This is a genomic window from Actinoplanes xinjiangensis (assembly GCF_003148685.1).
Classification (GTDB): domain Bacteria; phylum Actinomycetota; class Actinomycetes; order Mycobacteriales; family Micromonosporaceae; genus Actinoplanes; species Actinoplanes xinjiangensis.
The window spans coordinates 129,689-144,850 of record NZ_QGGR01000016.1; the positions used below are offsets into that span (position 1 = coordinate 129,689).

14 protein-coding genes are annotated in these 15,162 nt (G+C 70.5%); 4 read left to right on the forward strand and 10 right to left on the reverse strand.

Annotated elements, in window-relative coordinates:
• Positions 1–1,460: 1,460 nt before the first annotated feature.
• Entirely contained in the window at positions 1,461–2,075 is a 615-nt protein-coding gene (locus BC793_RS31170) for a dihydrofolate reductase family protein (RefSeq protein WP_109599124.1), read from the forward strand.
• 183 nt (positions 2,076–2,258) lie between these two features.
• On the opposite strand, the gene BC793_RS31175 is transcribed toward BC793_RS31170, so the two are convergent.
• Positions 2,259–3,371 (reverse strand): FAD-binding oxidoreductase, encoded by a 1,113-nt coding sequence (locus BC793_RS31175; RefSeq protein WP_239170380.1) that lies wholly within the window; start codon positions 3,369–3,371, stop codon positions 2,259–2,261.
• A 108-nt stretch (positions 3,372–3,479) separates the two neighbouring features.
• Here BC793_RS31175 and BC793_RS31180 point away from each other — a divergent pair, with 108 nt between their 5' ends.
• On the forward strand, positions 3,480–5,543 hold the full coding sequence (locus BC793_RS31180; RefSeq protein WP_109599128.1) for a S9 family peptidase: 2,064 nt from the start codon (positions 3,480–3,482) through the stop codon (positions 5,541–5,543).
• A gap of 187 nt (positions 5,544–5,730) precedes the next feature.
• On the opposite strand, the gene BC793_RS31185 is transcribed toward BC793_RS31180, so the two are convergent.
• The 9 genes from BC793_RS31185 to BC793_RS31225 form a co-directional block, all read right to left on the reverse strand.
• Positions 5,731–7,254 carry an FtsX-like permease family protein gene (locus BC793_RS31185; RefSeq protein WP_109599018.1) on the reverse strand — a complete coding sequence of 508 codons (1,524 nt, stop codon included), beginning with the start codon at positions 7,252–7,254 and terminating at the stop codon, positions 5,731–5,733.
• Entirely contained in the window at positions 7,251–7,940 is a 690-nt protein-coding gene (locus BC793_RS31190; RefSeq protein WP_109599020.1) for an ABC transporter ATP-binding protein, read from the reverse strand. The genes BC793_RS31185 and BC793_RS31190 overlap by 4 nt, the downstream gene beginning before the upstream one ends.
• Positions 7,937–8,473 (reverse strand): PadR family transcriptional regulator, encoded by a 537-nt coding sequence (locus BC793_RS31195; protein ID WP_109599022.1) that lies wholly within the window; start codon positions 8,471–8,473, stop codon positions 7,937–7,939. Before BC793_RS31195 ends, BC793_RS31190 begins: the two co-directional genes overlap by 4 nt.
• A gap of 65 nt (positions 8,474–8,538) precedes the next feature.
• The gene (locus BC793_RS31200) at positions 8,539–10,071 is read right to left on the reverse strand and encodes a fused response regulator/phosphatase (RefSeq protein WP_109599024.1); all 1,533 of its coding nucleotides are present in this window, start codon (positions 10,069–10,071) and stop codon (positions 8,539–8,541) included.
• Positions 10,068–11,408 carry a sensor histidine kinase gene (locus tag BC793_RS31205; protein ID WP_109599026.1) on the reverse strand — a complete coding sequence of 447 codons (1,341 nt, stop codon included), beginning with the start codon at positions 11,406–11,408 and terminating at the stop codon, positions 10,068–10,070. Before BC793_RS31205 ends, BC793_RS31200 begins: the two co-directional genes overlap by 4 nt.
• A complete protein-coding gene (locus BC793_RS31210) occupies positions 11,405–12,436 on the reverse strand; it encodes an ATP-binding SpoIIE family protein phosphatase (protein ID WP_109599130.1) in 1,032 nt (343 codons plus the stop codon). The genes BC793_RS31205 and BC793_RS31210 overlap by 4 nt, the downstream gene beginning before the upstream one ends.
• Entirely contained in the window at positions 12,433–12,837 is a 405-nt protein-coding gene (locus BC793_RS31215; RefSeq protein WP_109599028.1) for an ATP-binding protein, read from the reverse strand. Before BC793_RS31215 ends, BC793_RS31210 begins: the two co-directional genes overlap by 4 nt.
• Positions 12,834–13,250: an STAS domain-containing protein gene (locus tag BC793_RS31220; protein WP_109599030.1), complete on the reverse strand. Its 417-nt coding sequence runs from the start codon at positions 13,248–13,250 to the stop codon at positions 12,834–12,836. Before BC793_RS31220 ends, BC793_RS31215 begins: the two co-directional genes overlap by 4 nt.
• Before the next feature lies 1 nt (position 13,251).
• Complete coding sequence (locus BC793_RS31225) at positions 13,252–14,088, reverse strand: STAS domain-containing protein (protein WP_109599032.1); 837 nt, start codon at positions 14,086–14,088, stop codon at positions 13,252–13,254.
• A gap of 166 nt (positions 14,089–14,254) precedes the next feature.
• Here BC793_RS31225 and BC793_RS31230 point away from each other — a divergent pair, with 166 nt between their 5' ends.
• Together BC793_RS31230 and mscL are read left to right on the forward strand one after the other, a co-directional pair.
• Positions 14,255–14,608, forward strand: a complete 354-nt coding sequence (locus BC793_RS31230; protein ID WP_109599034.1) for an STAS domain-containing protein — start codon at positions 14,255–14,257, stop codon at positions 14,606–14,608.
• A gap of 92 nt (positions 14,609–14,700) precedes the next feature.
• On the forward strand, positions 14,701–15,150 hold the full coding sequence (gene mscL / locus BC793_RS31235; RefSeq protein ID WP_109599131.1) for a large conductance mechanosensitive channel protein MscL: 450 nt from the start codon (positions 14,701–14,703) through the stop codon (positions 15,148–15,150).
• Positions 15,151–15,162 lie beyond the last annotated feature (12 nt).

The window sequence follows — 15,162 nt, forward strand, 5'->3', positions numbered from 1 at the left end:
CCCGCCGCCCTTGTCCCGGCCACCGGACTCCGTTTCCCGCCGCCCTTGTCCCAGGCCACCGAACTTCGTTCCCGCCGCCCGCCGCCGGCCGTTCTTGCCTTGGCCAACGAACTCGGTTTTCGGCCGCTGTCCGCCCTTGTCTCGCGTTCGTCCATGTCCCGCTACCGGACTCCGGTCGCCCGCTGCTTTCCGCCCTTGTGCCGGCCACAGGACTGCGGTCGCCTGCCGCCTTCCGCCGTTGGCGGACCATAGGACGCCGGTTTCCGGTTTCCCGTCGCTGTCCGCCCTTGTCCTGACCGTGGGTTAGACCTTTCCTGACGTCGGCCGCCCGGCCGCGCCGCCGGGGTTGGGTATCTCCCGCCGCCGTCCACGCTTCGCCCGGGCACCGGGTTCGATCTTGTCGGGCGCCGCAGCCGCCTTCTGCCGCGAACGCCTTCTGCCGCTTTTTCCCACCCTGTCGCCCCGCCGGATGACCCACGGCGTCGCCCGTCAACGTGTCCCCCACTCTGCCGGTGCTCTTGCGTTTGAGCAGTGTGGACAGGGTGTCCACCGACGCCGATCCGAGATGTGAGAGTCGGTCCCGTGACCCCATCCGTTGGAGTACGGTGTGGGACCCCGCAGCCGGAATTCCCGGAGGCCGCGGCGTCGAGCCGGTGACGGTGGCGGGCTGGGTGCGGCAACACCCCACCCGCCACCGGCACCCCGCTTTCCCGCCGCTGCCGGCACCGCGCTTTCCCGGTCCTGCCGGCACCCCGCTTCCCCGGTCCTGCCGGCACCCCGCTTCCCCGGTCCTGCCGGCACCCCGCTTCCCCGGCCGCTGGCACCGCGCTTGCCCACCCGCGACCGGCAGCCTGGCGTCTCCCAGCCGCTACCGGATCCCTGCCCGCTACCGTCCCCGTCGGCCTCCCGTCCATGGCCGACGTCGCGCCGGTCGCCGGAATCCGCGGTCACATGGACAGTCGCGTGTGCGTTCCTGGGCGGACACGCAGGCCCTGACGCGGTCCGCCAGCAGCTCCTGGCCAGACGCGGAAGCTCGTGACTCGGGCCTCGAGCCCTGGTCAGACACGAAGGTTCCCAGCTCAGATCCCGGGCCCCTTTCAGACATGGGAGCTACCGGCTCCATGCTTGAGCCGGGAGTTCCTGGCTCCAGCACGGGAGCTCCTGGCCGCACACGGGAACTCCTGGCTCAGGCTCAGGCCCGCCCCTGGCCTCAGGCCCCGGACCCTGGCCAGAAACCGGAAGTCCCGGCTTGAGCACGGGAACTCCTGGCCGGACAAGGGAGCTCCCCGACTCGGAGTCAGGGCTCCTGGCCGGACACGGGAGTTCCCGGCTCGGTCTGAAGCTCCCGGTGAAGATCGGCGGGACAGTCCGGCCGCCGACCGGGGGCGGTCGTGCAGAGACCAAGCCGGTCCTGATCGATCTGCCCTTTTTGTCGGGCCGGGCGTGGCATGGTGATTGGCATGGCGAAGACGCAGTACTACACCGCCACCAGCATCGACGGCTTCATCGCCGACGAGAACAATTCGCTGGACTGGCTCTTCGAGGTCGACGAGGGCACCGACAATCCGTTCGGTGAATTCTTCGAGGGTGTCGGCGCGTTCGCCATGGGCGCGACCACCTACGAATGGGTCCTCAAGCACGACAACCTGCTCGAGGAGCCGGAGAACTGGCACGACATGTACGGCGACGTACCGTGCTGGGTCTTCACCCACCGTGATCTCCCGCCCGTGCCGGACGCCAATGTGTTCATGATCAGCGGCGATGTCCGCCGGGTGCACGAGGCCATGGTCGTCGCCGCGCAGGGCAAGAACGTCTGGCTGGCCGGTGGTGGCAATCTGGTGAGCCAGTTCGTCGCCGAGGGACTGCTCGACGAGATCATCCTCGGCATCGCCCCGGCCATCCTCGGCGAGGGAACCCCGATACTGCGCCGCCGCCTCCTGGTCGACGATCTGATCCTGACCGGTGTCCGGGAAGTGGGCCAGTTCGCCTACCTCACCTACGCGGTCGGCGACGTAGCCCGCATGGGTCGCCACCTCGCCGCCGAAACCGTGGCCCTGATCCCCGCCCGTTTCTGACCCGACCAGAGCCGTTCCGGGTCAAGGAGCCGAGCCCACCACCCGGGCTCCGGGCTATCCCGCCGAGCCCACCGCCCCACTCGCGGCTGTCCCGCGGGGGTTACCGCCAGGCTTACCGTCCAGCGCCAGGTTTCCCCGCCGGCATTACCGCCCGGCTTGCCGCCGGAGTGGGACGTAAGCCGGTCAGAACAGGTCTTCGGGTCGGGCCATCGGTATGCGCTCGGCCATGTCGGGCGGGGCGCTCACGATCACCGCCCGCCCGCGCCGGGCCAGCAGCACCTGCTCGAGGCCGGTGATGATGTCGCCGATGCGGGCTGGGCTCAGGCCTCGCGGCAGGACGGCGTGGACCACTCCGGCGCCGACCGATCCGCGGACCGCCACCGCCGATCCGACGGCGTCGCGCAGGACGAACCCGACCGCGTGCAGGTCACGGGATCGGACGCGGAGTCGCAGTGCCACATCGGACGGCCGGAACGGGTAGCTCCCCCACCACTCCGGCGCCTCGGTCCGGATCGTGGCGAGCGGGCCCAGCTCGCGGGCCAGCCGGACGGCGCCCGCCGCGACGAAGTCGGCCGACCCTTCGAGGAGCATCGCGAACGAGCCGGTGCCGGTGGCGGGCAGGTCGACCTCCACGCCGCTCAACGCGAACTCCTGCGCCACGAGCCGGGTCGTCAGGTCGCTGACCTCGGTCGGTGTCGACACCGGGCGGATCACCCAGCGCTGTGCCTCCGGAAGGTCCTCGACCGGCAGCACCGCCGACGTGATCACCCCGGCGGCCGGGCTCTCCCACTCGGCGAGGTCGACGGGCTCCCCGGCCGGGTCGACGAGCGCGACGCTGACGACCTGACCGGCCGGTGGGCCGAACCTGTGCCGCAGCGGCCCGGACTCGTTGACCGCGAGCACTCCGCCGATCGTGGCGCCGGGTGACGGTGGGTCGAGGGCGAGCCGTCGGCCGTGCCGGGCGAGGGCGGCCTGCACCGCACCGACCGGGGTGCCGGCGGCGACGACCGCGGACGAGCCGTCGTGGTCCCACATGCCGTGGAGGCGCGCGGTGTCGATGATGATGTCCAGGCGCGGCGCTCGCACACCCCAGTCAGCCTTGCTGCCCGCGCCTCGCGGTCGGACGCTGAGCCCGCGCTCTCCGGCGAGGCGCAGCAGCCGGGAGACGGCGTGGGAGGTGGCCGGCGCGGCAACGTAGTCGGCGTGCCGGCCGGCGATCCGATCGTCCCCGCGGGCGACGCGTGCAGCGCCGGGACCGCAGATCTCCACGAGCTCGGCGAGAAGGGAACCACTCACTCCGATGCCTCCCCCCACAGCGAAGATCGTCCACTCTGGCATATCGTACACATGTTCGAATGACCGAGGTTCGTGTGTCCGGGAAATCAGGGCGGTAACGTGTTTCCGGTGACGATTGAAGGCCCACCCACCGCTCGCCAGGCGCCGACCGAGCGCACCTTCCACGGCGATACGGTCGTCGACGAGTTCGCCTGGCTCATGGCCAAGGAGGACCCCGCGACCATCGCTCACCTGGAGGCGGAGAACGCCTGGACCGAGCAGGCGACCGCGCACCTGACGGGCCTCCGCGAGACAGTGTTCCAGGAGATCAAGGGCCGCACCCAGGAGACCGATCTCTCGGTCCCGAGCCGTAAGGGCGGGTATTGGTATTACACCCGCACCGAGGAGGGCAAGCAGTACGGGATTCACTGCCGCGTCCCGGTGCGCGCGGGCGAGACGAATCCGCCGATGGACGCCGACAAGCCCGGTGAGCAGGTCCTTCTCGACGGCAACGAGCTGGCTGAGGGTAAGGATTTCTTCGCGCTCGGCACCTTCGACGTGAGCCCGGACGGCAACTGGCTGGCCTTCTCGACCGACTTCGACGGTGACGAGCGGTTCACCCTGCGGGTCAAGAATCTGGTGACCGGCGAGGTGCTGGCCGACGAGGTGGCGGACGTCTTCTACGGCAGTGCCTGGTCGGCCGACGGGAGCACGCTGTTCTACATCACGGTGGACGAGGCGTGGCGGCCCTACCGGGTGTGGCGGCACACGGTCGGTTCCACGGAAAACACGTTGATCTTCGAGGAGCCGGACGAGCGGTTCTGGGTGGGTGTCGAGCTCACCCGCAGTGAGAAGTTCATCGTCATCGACACCCAGAGCAAGATCACCTCTGAGGTGCGGGTGATCCCGGCCGACACGCCCGATGCCGAGCCCGCCCTGATCACCGAGCGTCAGCAGGGCGTGGAGTATTCGATCGAGCACCACGGACACCGGTTCCTGATCCTGCACAACCGGGACGCCGAGGACTTCGCGCTGTCCTGGACGTCGGTGGACAACCCGGGCGAGTGGATCGAGATGATCCCGCACCAGCCGGGCACCCGCCTCGAGTCGGTCGACGCGTTCTCCCGGCACCTGGTCATCTCGCTGCGGCGCGACGGGCTGACCGGCCTGCGGGTGATCGCCGACGGCAGCACGGCCTCCTACGACATGGAGTTCCCCGAGCCGCTGTACAGCGTCGGCCTGGCCGGCAATCCGGAGTATGAGACGAGTTCGGTCCGGATCGCCTACACCTCGCTGATCACTCCGGACGCGGTCTACGACGTCGACCTCGTCACCCGGACGATGACGCTGCGTAAGCAGAAGCCGGTGCTCGGCGGCTACCGGCCGGACGACTACGAGCAGTTCCGCGAGTGGGCGACGGCCCCCGACGGCACCCGCGTGCCGATCTCGATCGTGACCCGTAAGGGCGTGCGGCGGGACGGTTCGGCGCCGGCACTCATCTACGGTTACGGGTCCTACGAGCACTCGATCGACCCATACTTCTCGATCGCCCGCCTCTCCCTGCTGGACCGCGGTGTCGTCTTCGCGATCGCCCACGTCCGCGGCGGCGGCGAGATGGGTCGACAGTGGTATGAGCAGGGCAAGATGCTCGCCAAGCGCAACACGTTCACCGACTTCGTGGCGGCGGCCGAGGCCCTGGTCCGCAGCCGCTGGACGTCCGCCGACCGCCTGGTGGCCCGCGGCGGCTCGGCCGGTGGCCTGCTGATGGGTGCGATCGCCAACATCGCCCCGGAGGCGTTCGCCGGCGTCCTCGCCGAGGTCCCGTTCGTCGACCCGCTCACCTCGATCCTCGACCCGTCACTTCCGTTGACGGTCACCGAGTGGGAGGAGTGGGGCAACCCGATCGAGTCGGCCGAGGTCTACGCGTACATGAAGGCCTACAGCCCGTATGAGAACGTCACCAAGCAGAACTATCCCCGGATCCTCGCGGTGACCAGCCTCAACGACACCCGGGTCCTCTATCACGAGCCGGCCAAGTGGATCGCCCGGCTGCGCGCTGTGGCCCCGGACGGCACCTATCTACTCAAGACCGAGATGGGCGCCGGCCACGCCGGCCCGAGCGGTCGCTATGACGCCTGGAAGGAAGAGGCCTTCAACATCGCCTGGATCCTGGACGTCCTCCACCTCGCCTGATCCGGTCCGCCGCCGCGGCAGTCGCACCCGGCGCCTGCCGCGGCGTCACGGTTTCCGGGCCTTCCGGAGATCAAGCCCGCTCAGGGGTACGGCCAGCCCGCCCCGCCGAACCCACCCCGTCCCGGAACTACGAGGCGATGTGCCCGCCGCACCGCATCGGCCGCGTCCGGGCTGATGCGTACACCCGTCATACGGCCCGGATCTCCTCGAGGTCGGTGCTGCCGCGGAGCACCAGCATCCCGATCCCGGCCACCACCAGCATGGTCAGGACGGTTCCGCCGCAGAGCAGCATCAGTTGTTCCCACGGCACCGGCACGGGGAGGGTCACGACCGGATCGGTCTGCACGGTCCGCGCGCAGGTGTCCGGGTCGGCGGCCGGGTCGGTGCAGGTCTCGGTCGTCCCGCCGCCGACCGTCACCTCGTGGTAAAGGGACCGGACCAGGACCAGTCCGGAGACGACGGCGAGGCCGAGTGCGGGAACCAGTGGTGCCAGGGTCTGCCACAGCAGCGTCCCGGCGAGCGTCCGGCCGGGTGTGCCGGCAGCGGTCAGTGCCGCATAGGTGCGCCGCCGGGAGACCACGCTCTCGGCCAGCGCCACCAGCATGCCGGCCGCCGACACGGCCACGCCGGCACCGACCGCGATCAGCACCAGCCGGGTGGCGTTGACGTAGAAGGCGGCGTGCTCGGGGTCCGGCGGCATCCCGATCAGAACACTGAACCGGTCCTCCGCCCGGCCCTGGGTCACGAAGAGCGCGTGGTAACCCATGGCCGCTCCACCGATCACCGTGGCGCCGAGGAGCGCCCCCAACGTGCGGCTGCCGTTCCACGGGTCGGCCATCATCCGCCGGCCGGCCAGCAGGGTGACCGGTCCGCGCCCGAACCGGTGCAGGAGCCAGCCGGCCGTGTAGGAGATCCACCCGGTGCCGACCACCACCCCGACCATCACCAGCGCCGCGCCGGCCAGCATCAGCGCGCCGAACACATAGCCGGACAGCACCATCCGGTCGGAGAGCCAGACGGGCACGTTGAAGAGCAGGATGCCGACGGCGATGGCGAGTCCGGGCCAGGGCCGGGGGCCGCGCCCACGCTGGCGGCGGATCACACCGAGCGGAGTGACCGCCACCCCGCGCATCATGATCAACCCAATCAGACCGGCCAGCACCGGCACCGCCAGCAGGGCCGCCACCAGTGGAACGGGGTCGGGAAACACGTCGGTGGGCAGTCTCAACGATCCGCCCGGCCCCGGCTCGTGCAGGATCCGCCGCAGACCGAGGTAGATCCCGAGACCGGCGGCCGAGCCGAGGATGCTCGCCACGATCGTCTCGGCGACCGCGATCAGGACGGCCTGACCGGGTGTGGCGCCGGCCAGCCGGATGGCGGCCAGCCGCCGGTCCCGCGCCGGTGCGCCGAGCCGGATGCACTGCCCGGCCAGTGCCAGCACCGGCAGGGTGAGCAGCAGGAGCCCGAAGATCACGCCGGGGCGCAGGCCGGGCTCGCGCAGCAGCGGGCTGGTGTAGTGCTCCGCACCGGGCGCGAGCCAGGCGGTCCCGTCCGGCTGCTCCAGCGGCTCCCCGCCCTGAACGGCGGCCACCGTGACGGCCGCGAGCATCACGGTGCCGGCGAGTGCCGCGCTCGTCCCCGTGAGCACGGTCCGCAACGTGTCCGTCCTGGTCCCCGCGGTGCTGAGCCGGAACAGGGTGGCTGGTCTCACGGCGCTGCCACCCCCAGGCCAGTCGGGTCGACGGCGCCGTCCCGCAGCACGATCTCCCGGTCCGCATACGCCGCGACCGGCGCCTCATGGGTGACGAGCACGACCGACGTACCCTCCTCGCGCACCGTCCGCACGATCGCCTGCATCACCTGCTCGCCGTTGAGCTGGTCGAGCGCTCCGGTGGGCTCGTCGGCGAAGAGCACCCGGGGCCGGGTCACCATGGCCCGGGCCACCGCGCATCGCTGCTGCTGCCCGCCGGACATCGCTCCGGGCATCTGGTCGGCGACGTCAGCGACGCCGAACCGGTCGAGCCAGTCGAGTGCCGCCTGCCGTGCCTCCCGCCGCCCCGAACCGGCGAGAAGCAACGGCAGACCGACGTTCTCCGCGGCGGTCAGCTCGGGCACCATCTGCCCGAACTGGAACAGCACCCCGAACTCGGTACGCCGGAGCCGCGACCGGGCCGCCTCGGACCACGACCCGATGTCCTGATCACGGAAGATCACCGAACCGCGGTCGGCCCGCAGGATCCCGCTCAGGCAGTGCAGAAGGGTGGACTTGCCGCAGCCACTCGGGCCGGTGACCGCCACGATCTCGCCCTCGGTGACGCGCACGTCGACGCCGCGCAGCGCCGGGGTGGCGCCGTAGTCCTTGGTGATGCCGGTCGCGGTCAGCAGCGGAGTGGTCACGCGGTCACTTCCTTCTGGAGGTCGGCGACCCGGGCCAGCGTGGTCTGCAACCAGCGCAGGTCGGCGTCGAGGTGGCCGATGGCGTAGTCGGCGGCGACGACGTCACCGACGGTGGCACCCGGGGCGGATTTGACGGCGGTCAGCTCGCGCAGGCGGGCCATGTGGGCGGCGCGCTGAGCGGCGAGGTAGTCCCGGGCCCGGTCGGCGTCGGCGGCGAGCAGGGCGACCACCACCTTGGCGAAGAGGGTGCTCGTCACGTAGGGCGCGGGCGGCTCGATCTCGGTGAGCCACTGGGCGAGCCGGTCACGGCCGGAGTGGGTCAGCGTGTACGCCGTACGCTCCGGCCCGCCGTCCTGCTCGTGGGCGGACGGCTCGACGAACCCGTCCCGCTCCAGCCGCCCGAGCGTGGCGTAGACCTGGCCGTACGCCAGTGGTTTGGCCTGTGGCAGTCGCTCGTCGTGGGCCCGCTTGAGGTCGTAACCGTGCCGCGGCCCACCGGCGAGCAACCCCAGAAGCACATGCGCCGTGGACATGGCCGCTACTATTCACTCAGTGAATAGCTGCCGTCAAGCCGCCGCCGCGAGAGGGGGACGTGATGTCAGAGCGAGCGCCGCAGCGCGACGACGGCGATGTCGTCGGCCTGTTCCCGGGTCCCGGTGAGCTGGGTGAGCAGGCGCCGGCAGAAGGCGTCGAGGTCGTCCTCGACCCGGGCGGCGCCGGCCGCGAGGGCCCGCATCCCCTGGTCCAGGTCGGCGTCCCGGCGTTCGATCAGGCCGTCGGTGTAGAGCACCAGCGTCCCACCCGGCGGCAGGGTGTATTCGAGTTCGGCGCGAGGTGGCGCGGCGATACCGAGCAGCACGCCACGTGGTTCGAGATATCGCACCTCGCCGTCGACGTGCACGAGCGGCGGCAGGTGCCCGGCGCTGGCCATCCGGATCCGGCCGGTGGCCGGTTCCAGGGTGAGCAGGCAGAGAGTGGCCGACTCGGCGGGCAGGACGGTCCGCATGAATCGGTTGACCAGTTCGAGCACCGCCCCGGGCGAGTGCCCCTCGACGGCGTAGGCGCGGACGGCGTGCCGGATCTCGGCCATCACCGTGGCGGCGTGCAGCGAGTGCCCGGCCACGTCCCCGATCGCCACCAGAAGCCGGTCGTCGAGCATGGTGAGCTCGTAGAAGTCGCCGCCCACCTCGGTCTGCGCGCCGGCCGGCTCGTAGAGGAAGGCGAGGTCGACGCCGGGCACCTCGGGCAGACGCGACTGGAGCAGGCTGCGCTGGAGGGTGACCGCGATCCGGTGTTCCTCGTCGAAGGACCGTTGCGCCTCCACGGCGGCGGCGACCGCCTGGGAGAGCTGCCGGAGGACCGGGAAACCGGGGGTCTGCGAGCTGCCGGGCACGGCGACGTAAACGGGTGGCCGGTCGATGCGCAGGCGGGCGGCGGCGACCGCGACGGTCTCGCCGGCCGGCCACTCGACGACGTCCCAGTCGCCCGGCTCGTCGCTGCGCACCAGCGATCCGACGGCCACGCGGTGCCCGGGGACGGCCCATCGGCGCACTGTCGGCGGTTTGCCCGTCGCAGCGAGGCTCTCGCCGTCGGAGGTCTCGGCGACCACCGCGACCGGACCACCGAAGATGTCGACGGCGCCTTCGGCGGCGGCCTCGAGCAGCGCGGGCAGGGTCGGCGCCGAGTTGATCGCCAGGGTGGTCTCGGCCAGCCGGACCATGCGCTCGGCGAGCAGCTCGGCGCGTTGCCGGGCCCGGTAGTAGCGGAGGACGGCCTGGGCGGTGGCGATCAGCTCGTCCGGTTCGATCGGCTCGACGAGGTAGGCGTCGGCGCCCCGGTTCAGGCCCTGGGTGCGGTCGGCGACGTCGACGGCGTGCGCGGACACGTGGATCACCGGGAGTACGCCGTACCGCGGATCGCTCTTGATCGTCTCGCAGACGTCGAATCCGCTCATGTCGGGCAGTCGCACGTCGAGGACGACCAGGTCGAATTCGGCTTCCAGGAGGCTGGCGAGCGCCGCGCCCCCGGTCTCCGCCTCGCGCACCGTGAATCCGGCCCGACTGAGCCAGCTGACCAGCAGGTATCGCTTCGTCGGACTGTCGTCGACGACGAGGACGGTGGCCGGAGTCATGACGTCAGGGGGAGCCGGAGGGTGAAGGTGCTGCCCTTCCCCGGCGCGGAGTCGACCCGCAGGGCGCCGCCGAGGATGCCGGCGAGCCGCCGGGCATAGGGCAGGCCGAGACCGGTGCCCTTGCCGCTGACCGGCATGCTCCCCGGCACCTGGTAGAACTCCTCGAAGATGCGTTCCTGCAGCTCGGCGGGGATGCCGAAACCGGTGTCGGCGACGACGAACTCGGCATCACCGTCGGTCCGGCGCACGCTGAGCCGCACCGAGCCGGACTCGGTGAACTTGAGCGCGTTGGTCAGCAGGTTGCGCAGCACCTGGGCGAGCAGCACCTCGTCGGAGCGCAGGACGGGGACACCCGGCTCCTCCACCGTGAACTCCACCTCCGGCCGGGTGGCGAGCGGGCGAAGGGTGCCGCGCAGTTGACCGAAGAGCACCTTGAGGTCGACCTCGGACCAGGTCGGCTCGATCCGGCCGGCCTCCGCCTTGGCCAGGTCGAGCAGGCCGTTGACCAGGGTCAGCAGATCGGTTGCCGAGCCCCGGATCAGGTCGACCTGGCGGCGCTGCTCGGCGGTGAGCTCGTCGGAGCCGGAGTCGGTCAGCAGCCGGCCGAGACCGATGATCGCGGTGACCGGGGCCCGCAGCTCGTGACTGACATTGGCCAGGAACCGGCTCTTCGCCTCGCTGGCCGCCGCGAGCTGTGCCGATTTCTCCTCGAGCTCGGCGTACAGGGCCACCACGCCGCGGTTCGTGTCCTCCAGCTCCTGGGAGAGCTGGTTGTAGAGGGCCATCACACCGCGGTTGGTCTCCTCCAGCTCGGCGTTGAGCCGGGCCAGGTCGTCACGCTGCGCGCGCACCTCGTCGAGGGCGCCGATGAGCTGCTGGTTCTGCACAGCCAGCTCGTCCAACGGGGTACCCGGAACGTGGCGGGCCAGTCCGGCGCGGATCTCGTCCATCCGATCGGGGGTCAGCAGCGGGGCCCCGATCGGCAACCGCCGGGCCATCCGGACGACTGTTCCCGTCCCACCATCGTCGACCTCCATCGTGTCGACCAGGCGGCCGACCTGCTGTAGCTGTTCAGCCAGCCGAGGCGCCTCCCCGGGCTCGGGGCGCGCCATGGCTACGCGGAGAGTAGGTACCCCGATCGTTTCAACGGTGAACGTGATATCGGTGTGCCCGCCCCCGAGCAGCACGCGGCCGACCTCGCTGAGCGCGGTGGCCAGCCGGGTCTGATCCTGGGACTCCAGGCCGACCGCCTGGGCCACCTCACGCCCGATCTGTCGTACCACGAAGATGTCCTGCTCGACCCGTAGGCGCATGCGCATCAGCGGCTCGGCGGTCATGGAACCCGCGCGACCAGCACGCCCGCGTCGTCCCGGCGGGTTCCGGCATCACGCAGCAGCGTGGCCGCGATCACCTCGGGTGTGCGGGTGACCAGACCGGGATAGTCGGCCAGGTTCCACCGGTCGACCAGGCCGTCGGTGTGCATCACCAGGATCGCTCCGGGGGCGAAGGCGTAGTCGTACTCCCGGATCTGCCGTCGTTGATGACCGGCGATGCCGGGCATGGAGACCATGCCCCGCCGGGTTCCGTCCGGCGCGAGCACCATGCCGGAGATGTTGCCGAGACCCGCATAGCGGACCACCCCGGCCGAGGGATCCGGTTCGGCGACGGCGAGCGCGGCACCACGGGTGTGCCCGAGGGTACGGTGAAGCACCTCCACCACTTGGGCGGGCGGAACAGCCGGCGCCCGGAGGAACCCGCGCACCGCCTCCTGCGACGCCGCGGCGGCCAGGCCACCGTGCCCGAGCCCGTCGCTGAGCAGCAGCTGCCTGCGGCCGTCGATCTCGCGGACCGCATAGGCGTCCCCGCTGACCGTCTCGCCGTGCAGCGGCCGGGTCAGCCCCGCCGCCCACCCCGCTTCGGGCACCACGTCGGGCCACACCTGCACGCTCAGCACGGTGCCCTTGCCTGGCACCGAGTGCAGGTCCCACCGGCTGGCCTGGCGCAGGATGGCGCCGAGACCGATGCCGAGGGTCCCGGCGGTGGAGTGCCCGTCGCCGATGGCATGCCCGATGTCGGCCATGCCCGGCCCGCTGTCGACCGCGATCAGCTCGACCCCGGCCTGATCGGCGATCCGCACCACGCGCACCAGGATGGTGCCCTGGTCGGCGTGCTTGGTCAGGTTTCCGGCCGCCTCGGCGGCGACGATGGAGAGGTCGGCGATGCGGCGCTCCGGCATGTCCAGCTCAGCCGCCAGGCGCTCGGCGGCCCGGCGCACGGCCGAGGCCGTCCCCGGCTCCTCCACCCGGAACCAGACCCCTCCGTCCAGGAGTCCTTCGGGTAGGGACGCCACTGCGCCTCCGCTCATCGGCACCACTTGACGATCGTAATGGTCGTGCCCTTACCCGGTTCCGTGTCGATGGCGAACTCGTCGACCAGGCGACGTGCACCACTGAGACCGAGACCGAGGCCGCCACCGGTCGTGTACCCGTCGGTGAGGGCCAGGTCGAGATCGACGATGCCGGGGCCCTGGTCGGCGAAGACGATCCGGATGCCGGCTCGCCGCTCGTTGTGGACCCGGGTCACCTCGACCTCGCCGCCACCACCGTAGACCAGCGTGTTGCGGGCCAGCTCACTCGCCGCGGTGACGAGTTTCGTCTGGTCCACCAGCGACAGCTTGACGGCGACCGAGACGGTACGCACCAGCTGCCGAACCCGGACGACGTCCTGATCGGTCACGACCCGAAGGCGCTGGCTCTCATCGCTCACGGCGTGGTTACCACTGCCTGGCCGGGTTCGTCGTCGTCGTCGAACAGTTCGTCGTCCCGGTCGGCCCGGCGGCCGAGCATCTCGATGCCCAGCTCGACGTTGAGCGCCGTCCGGATACCGGGCAGCGACAGGCCGAGCTCGACCAGCGTGATCGCCACGGCCGGGCGCATGCCGACCACGACCGTCTCGGCGTCCAGCACCCGGGAGACCGAGGCGATGGTGGCGATGGTCCGGCCGACGAACGAGTCGACGATGTCGAGCGCGCTGATGTCGATGATGACGCCGTGCACACCGGTCGCGACGATCCGCTCGGCGAGGTCCTCCTGCAGTTGCAGGGCGACCTGATCCTCCATGTCGATCTGGATGGAGACCAGCAGGATGTCACCGATCTTCAGGACCGGGACGCGCTCCACGTCAGCGTCCCGATCGCTTGCTCTGGCTGATCACATGGCGCAGTGCGTCGGCGAGCGAAGCCTTGGTGGCGATGTCGCCGAACTCGATGCCGAGGGCGACGATGGTCTGCGCGATCTGCGGACGGATGCCGGAGATGATGCAGTCGGCGCCCATCAGACGGGCCGCCACCACGGTCTTGAGGATGTGCTGGGCGACCTGGGTGTCGACCGCCGGCACACCGGTGATGTCGATGATCGCGTACGGCGAACCGGTGTCCACCAGGGTCTGGAGAAGGCGCTCCATCACCACCTGGGCACGCGCCGAGTCGAGGGTGCCGACCAGGGGCACCGCGACGACGCCCTCCCACAGCTTGACCACCGGGGTGGACAGCTCCAGCAACTGCTCGGCCTGGTCCGCGATGATCGCCTCACGGACGCGCACGTAGCTGTCGAAGGTGAAGAGGGCGGCCTGGTCGACGAAGTTCGAGAAGGCGACGTAGTCCCGCAGGACCGCGGCGTCGTTCTGGTCGCCGAGCGCATCCCGGGTCGCGTCCTTGAACGCGTAGATGCTGACCGCCGTCTCGGTGGCGCTGAACCCCTGCCGGGCCCGGTTGCTGGACAGCTCGTTGAGCTGGGCGCGCAGCTCGGCGGCCGCATCGTCACCCAGGTCGAGTGCCCCACCGGCGAACGCCTGCTGAAATCCGCGCTGAAGGTCGGCGGTCTGCCGCCGCAACTCGGCACTGCTCAGACGGCCCCGAAGGCCGGCAGCGGCGAGCTCGGTCCAGCGGCCGGCCAATTGCTCGGCCTGGCCCTCCAGCAGTTCGGCGAAGCGACTCGCCTCGTCCGGACTGAGCGGCATCAGTGCCTCCCCCAACTACAGCGAACCTGCACAACGGCCGGACTTTATCATCAGGATGTCCAATAGTTGCTGTAAGCCAAGTAACGGACCGAACCCAAAGGTGCGTCCCGTTCTGCACGCCCCGGGGTACGTGGAGTACCGTGCAGCAATAACTGGAGGTCGGCGAATGTCCCTGACGGTACAAACGGAACAACGCGACGACATGGTGGTCGTGTCGGTCGCTGGTGAGCTCGACATGGCAACCGCCCCCCAGCTGCAGGATCAGATCAGTGACCTGCTGGAGAAGGGCCGGACCCGCCTGGTCTTCGACCTCGCCGAGGTGTCCTTCTGCGACTCGACCGGTCTCTCGGTCTTCGTCCGCGCGAAGAACAGCACTGACGACGCCGGCGGCACCGTCCGGCTGGCCGCGCCGCAGCGAGGGGTGCTCCGCATCCTCGAGGTGAGCGGTCTCGTCGAGGTGCTGCACACCTACCCCACGGTCGGCGAAGCGGTCGCCGCCGACGAGCCTGCCCTCGACTGAGGCACCGGTCGGCGTAGTTTGTCGTCGACCGGTGGCGGGCACCCCGTCGCCGGACTGAATACCCCGGCCCCAGGAGTGTGCCTGTGAGCAAGATGTTCCAAGGCTTCAAAGACTTCATCATGCGCGGCAACGTCGTCGACCTCGCGGTCGGCGTCGTGATCGGTGCTGCCTTCACCACCGTGGTCACCAGCTTCACCAACGCGTTCCTGAAGCCACTGATCCAGCTGCTGGGTGGCGGCGAAGGCCTCAACGCCGGGACCTGGAAGGTTCGCGGGGTCCTTTTCGACTACGCATCCTTCGTGAACGCGGTCATCACCTTCCTGCTGACCGCCGCGGTGCTCTACTTCCTGGTGGTGTTCCCGCTGAACCGGCTCGCCGAGCGCCGTCGCCGCGGCGAGGAGCCGCCGCCGAAGGCCCCCAGCGAAGAGGTCAAGCTGCTCACCGAGATCCGCGACGCGCTGCTGCGCGGCCAGGGCAACCAGGTGCCCAACAGCGCCCTCGACGAGGTCCTCAAGCGGTCGCAGCCCGACCAGCCCCGCTGAAAATCTGAAAAG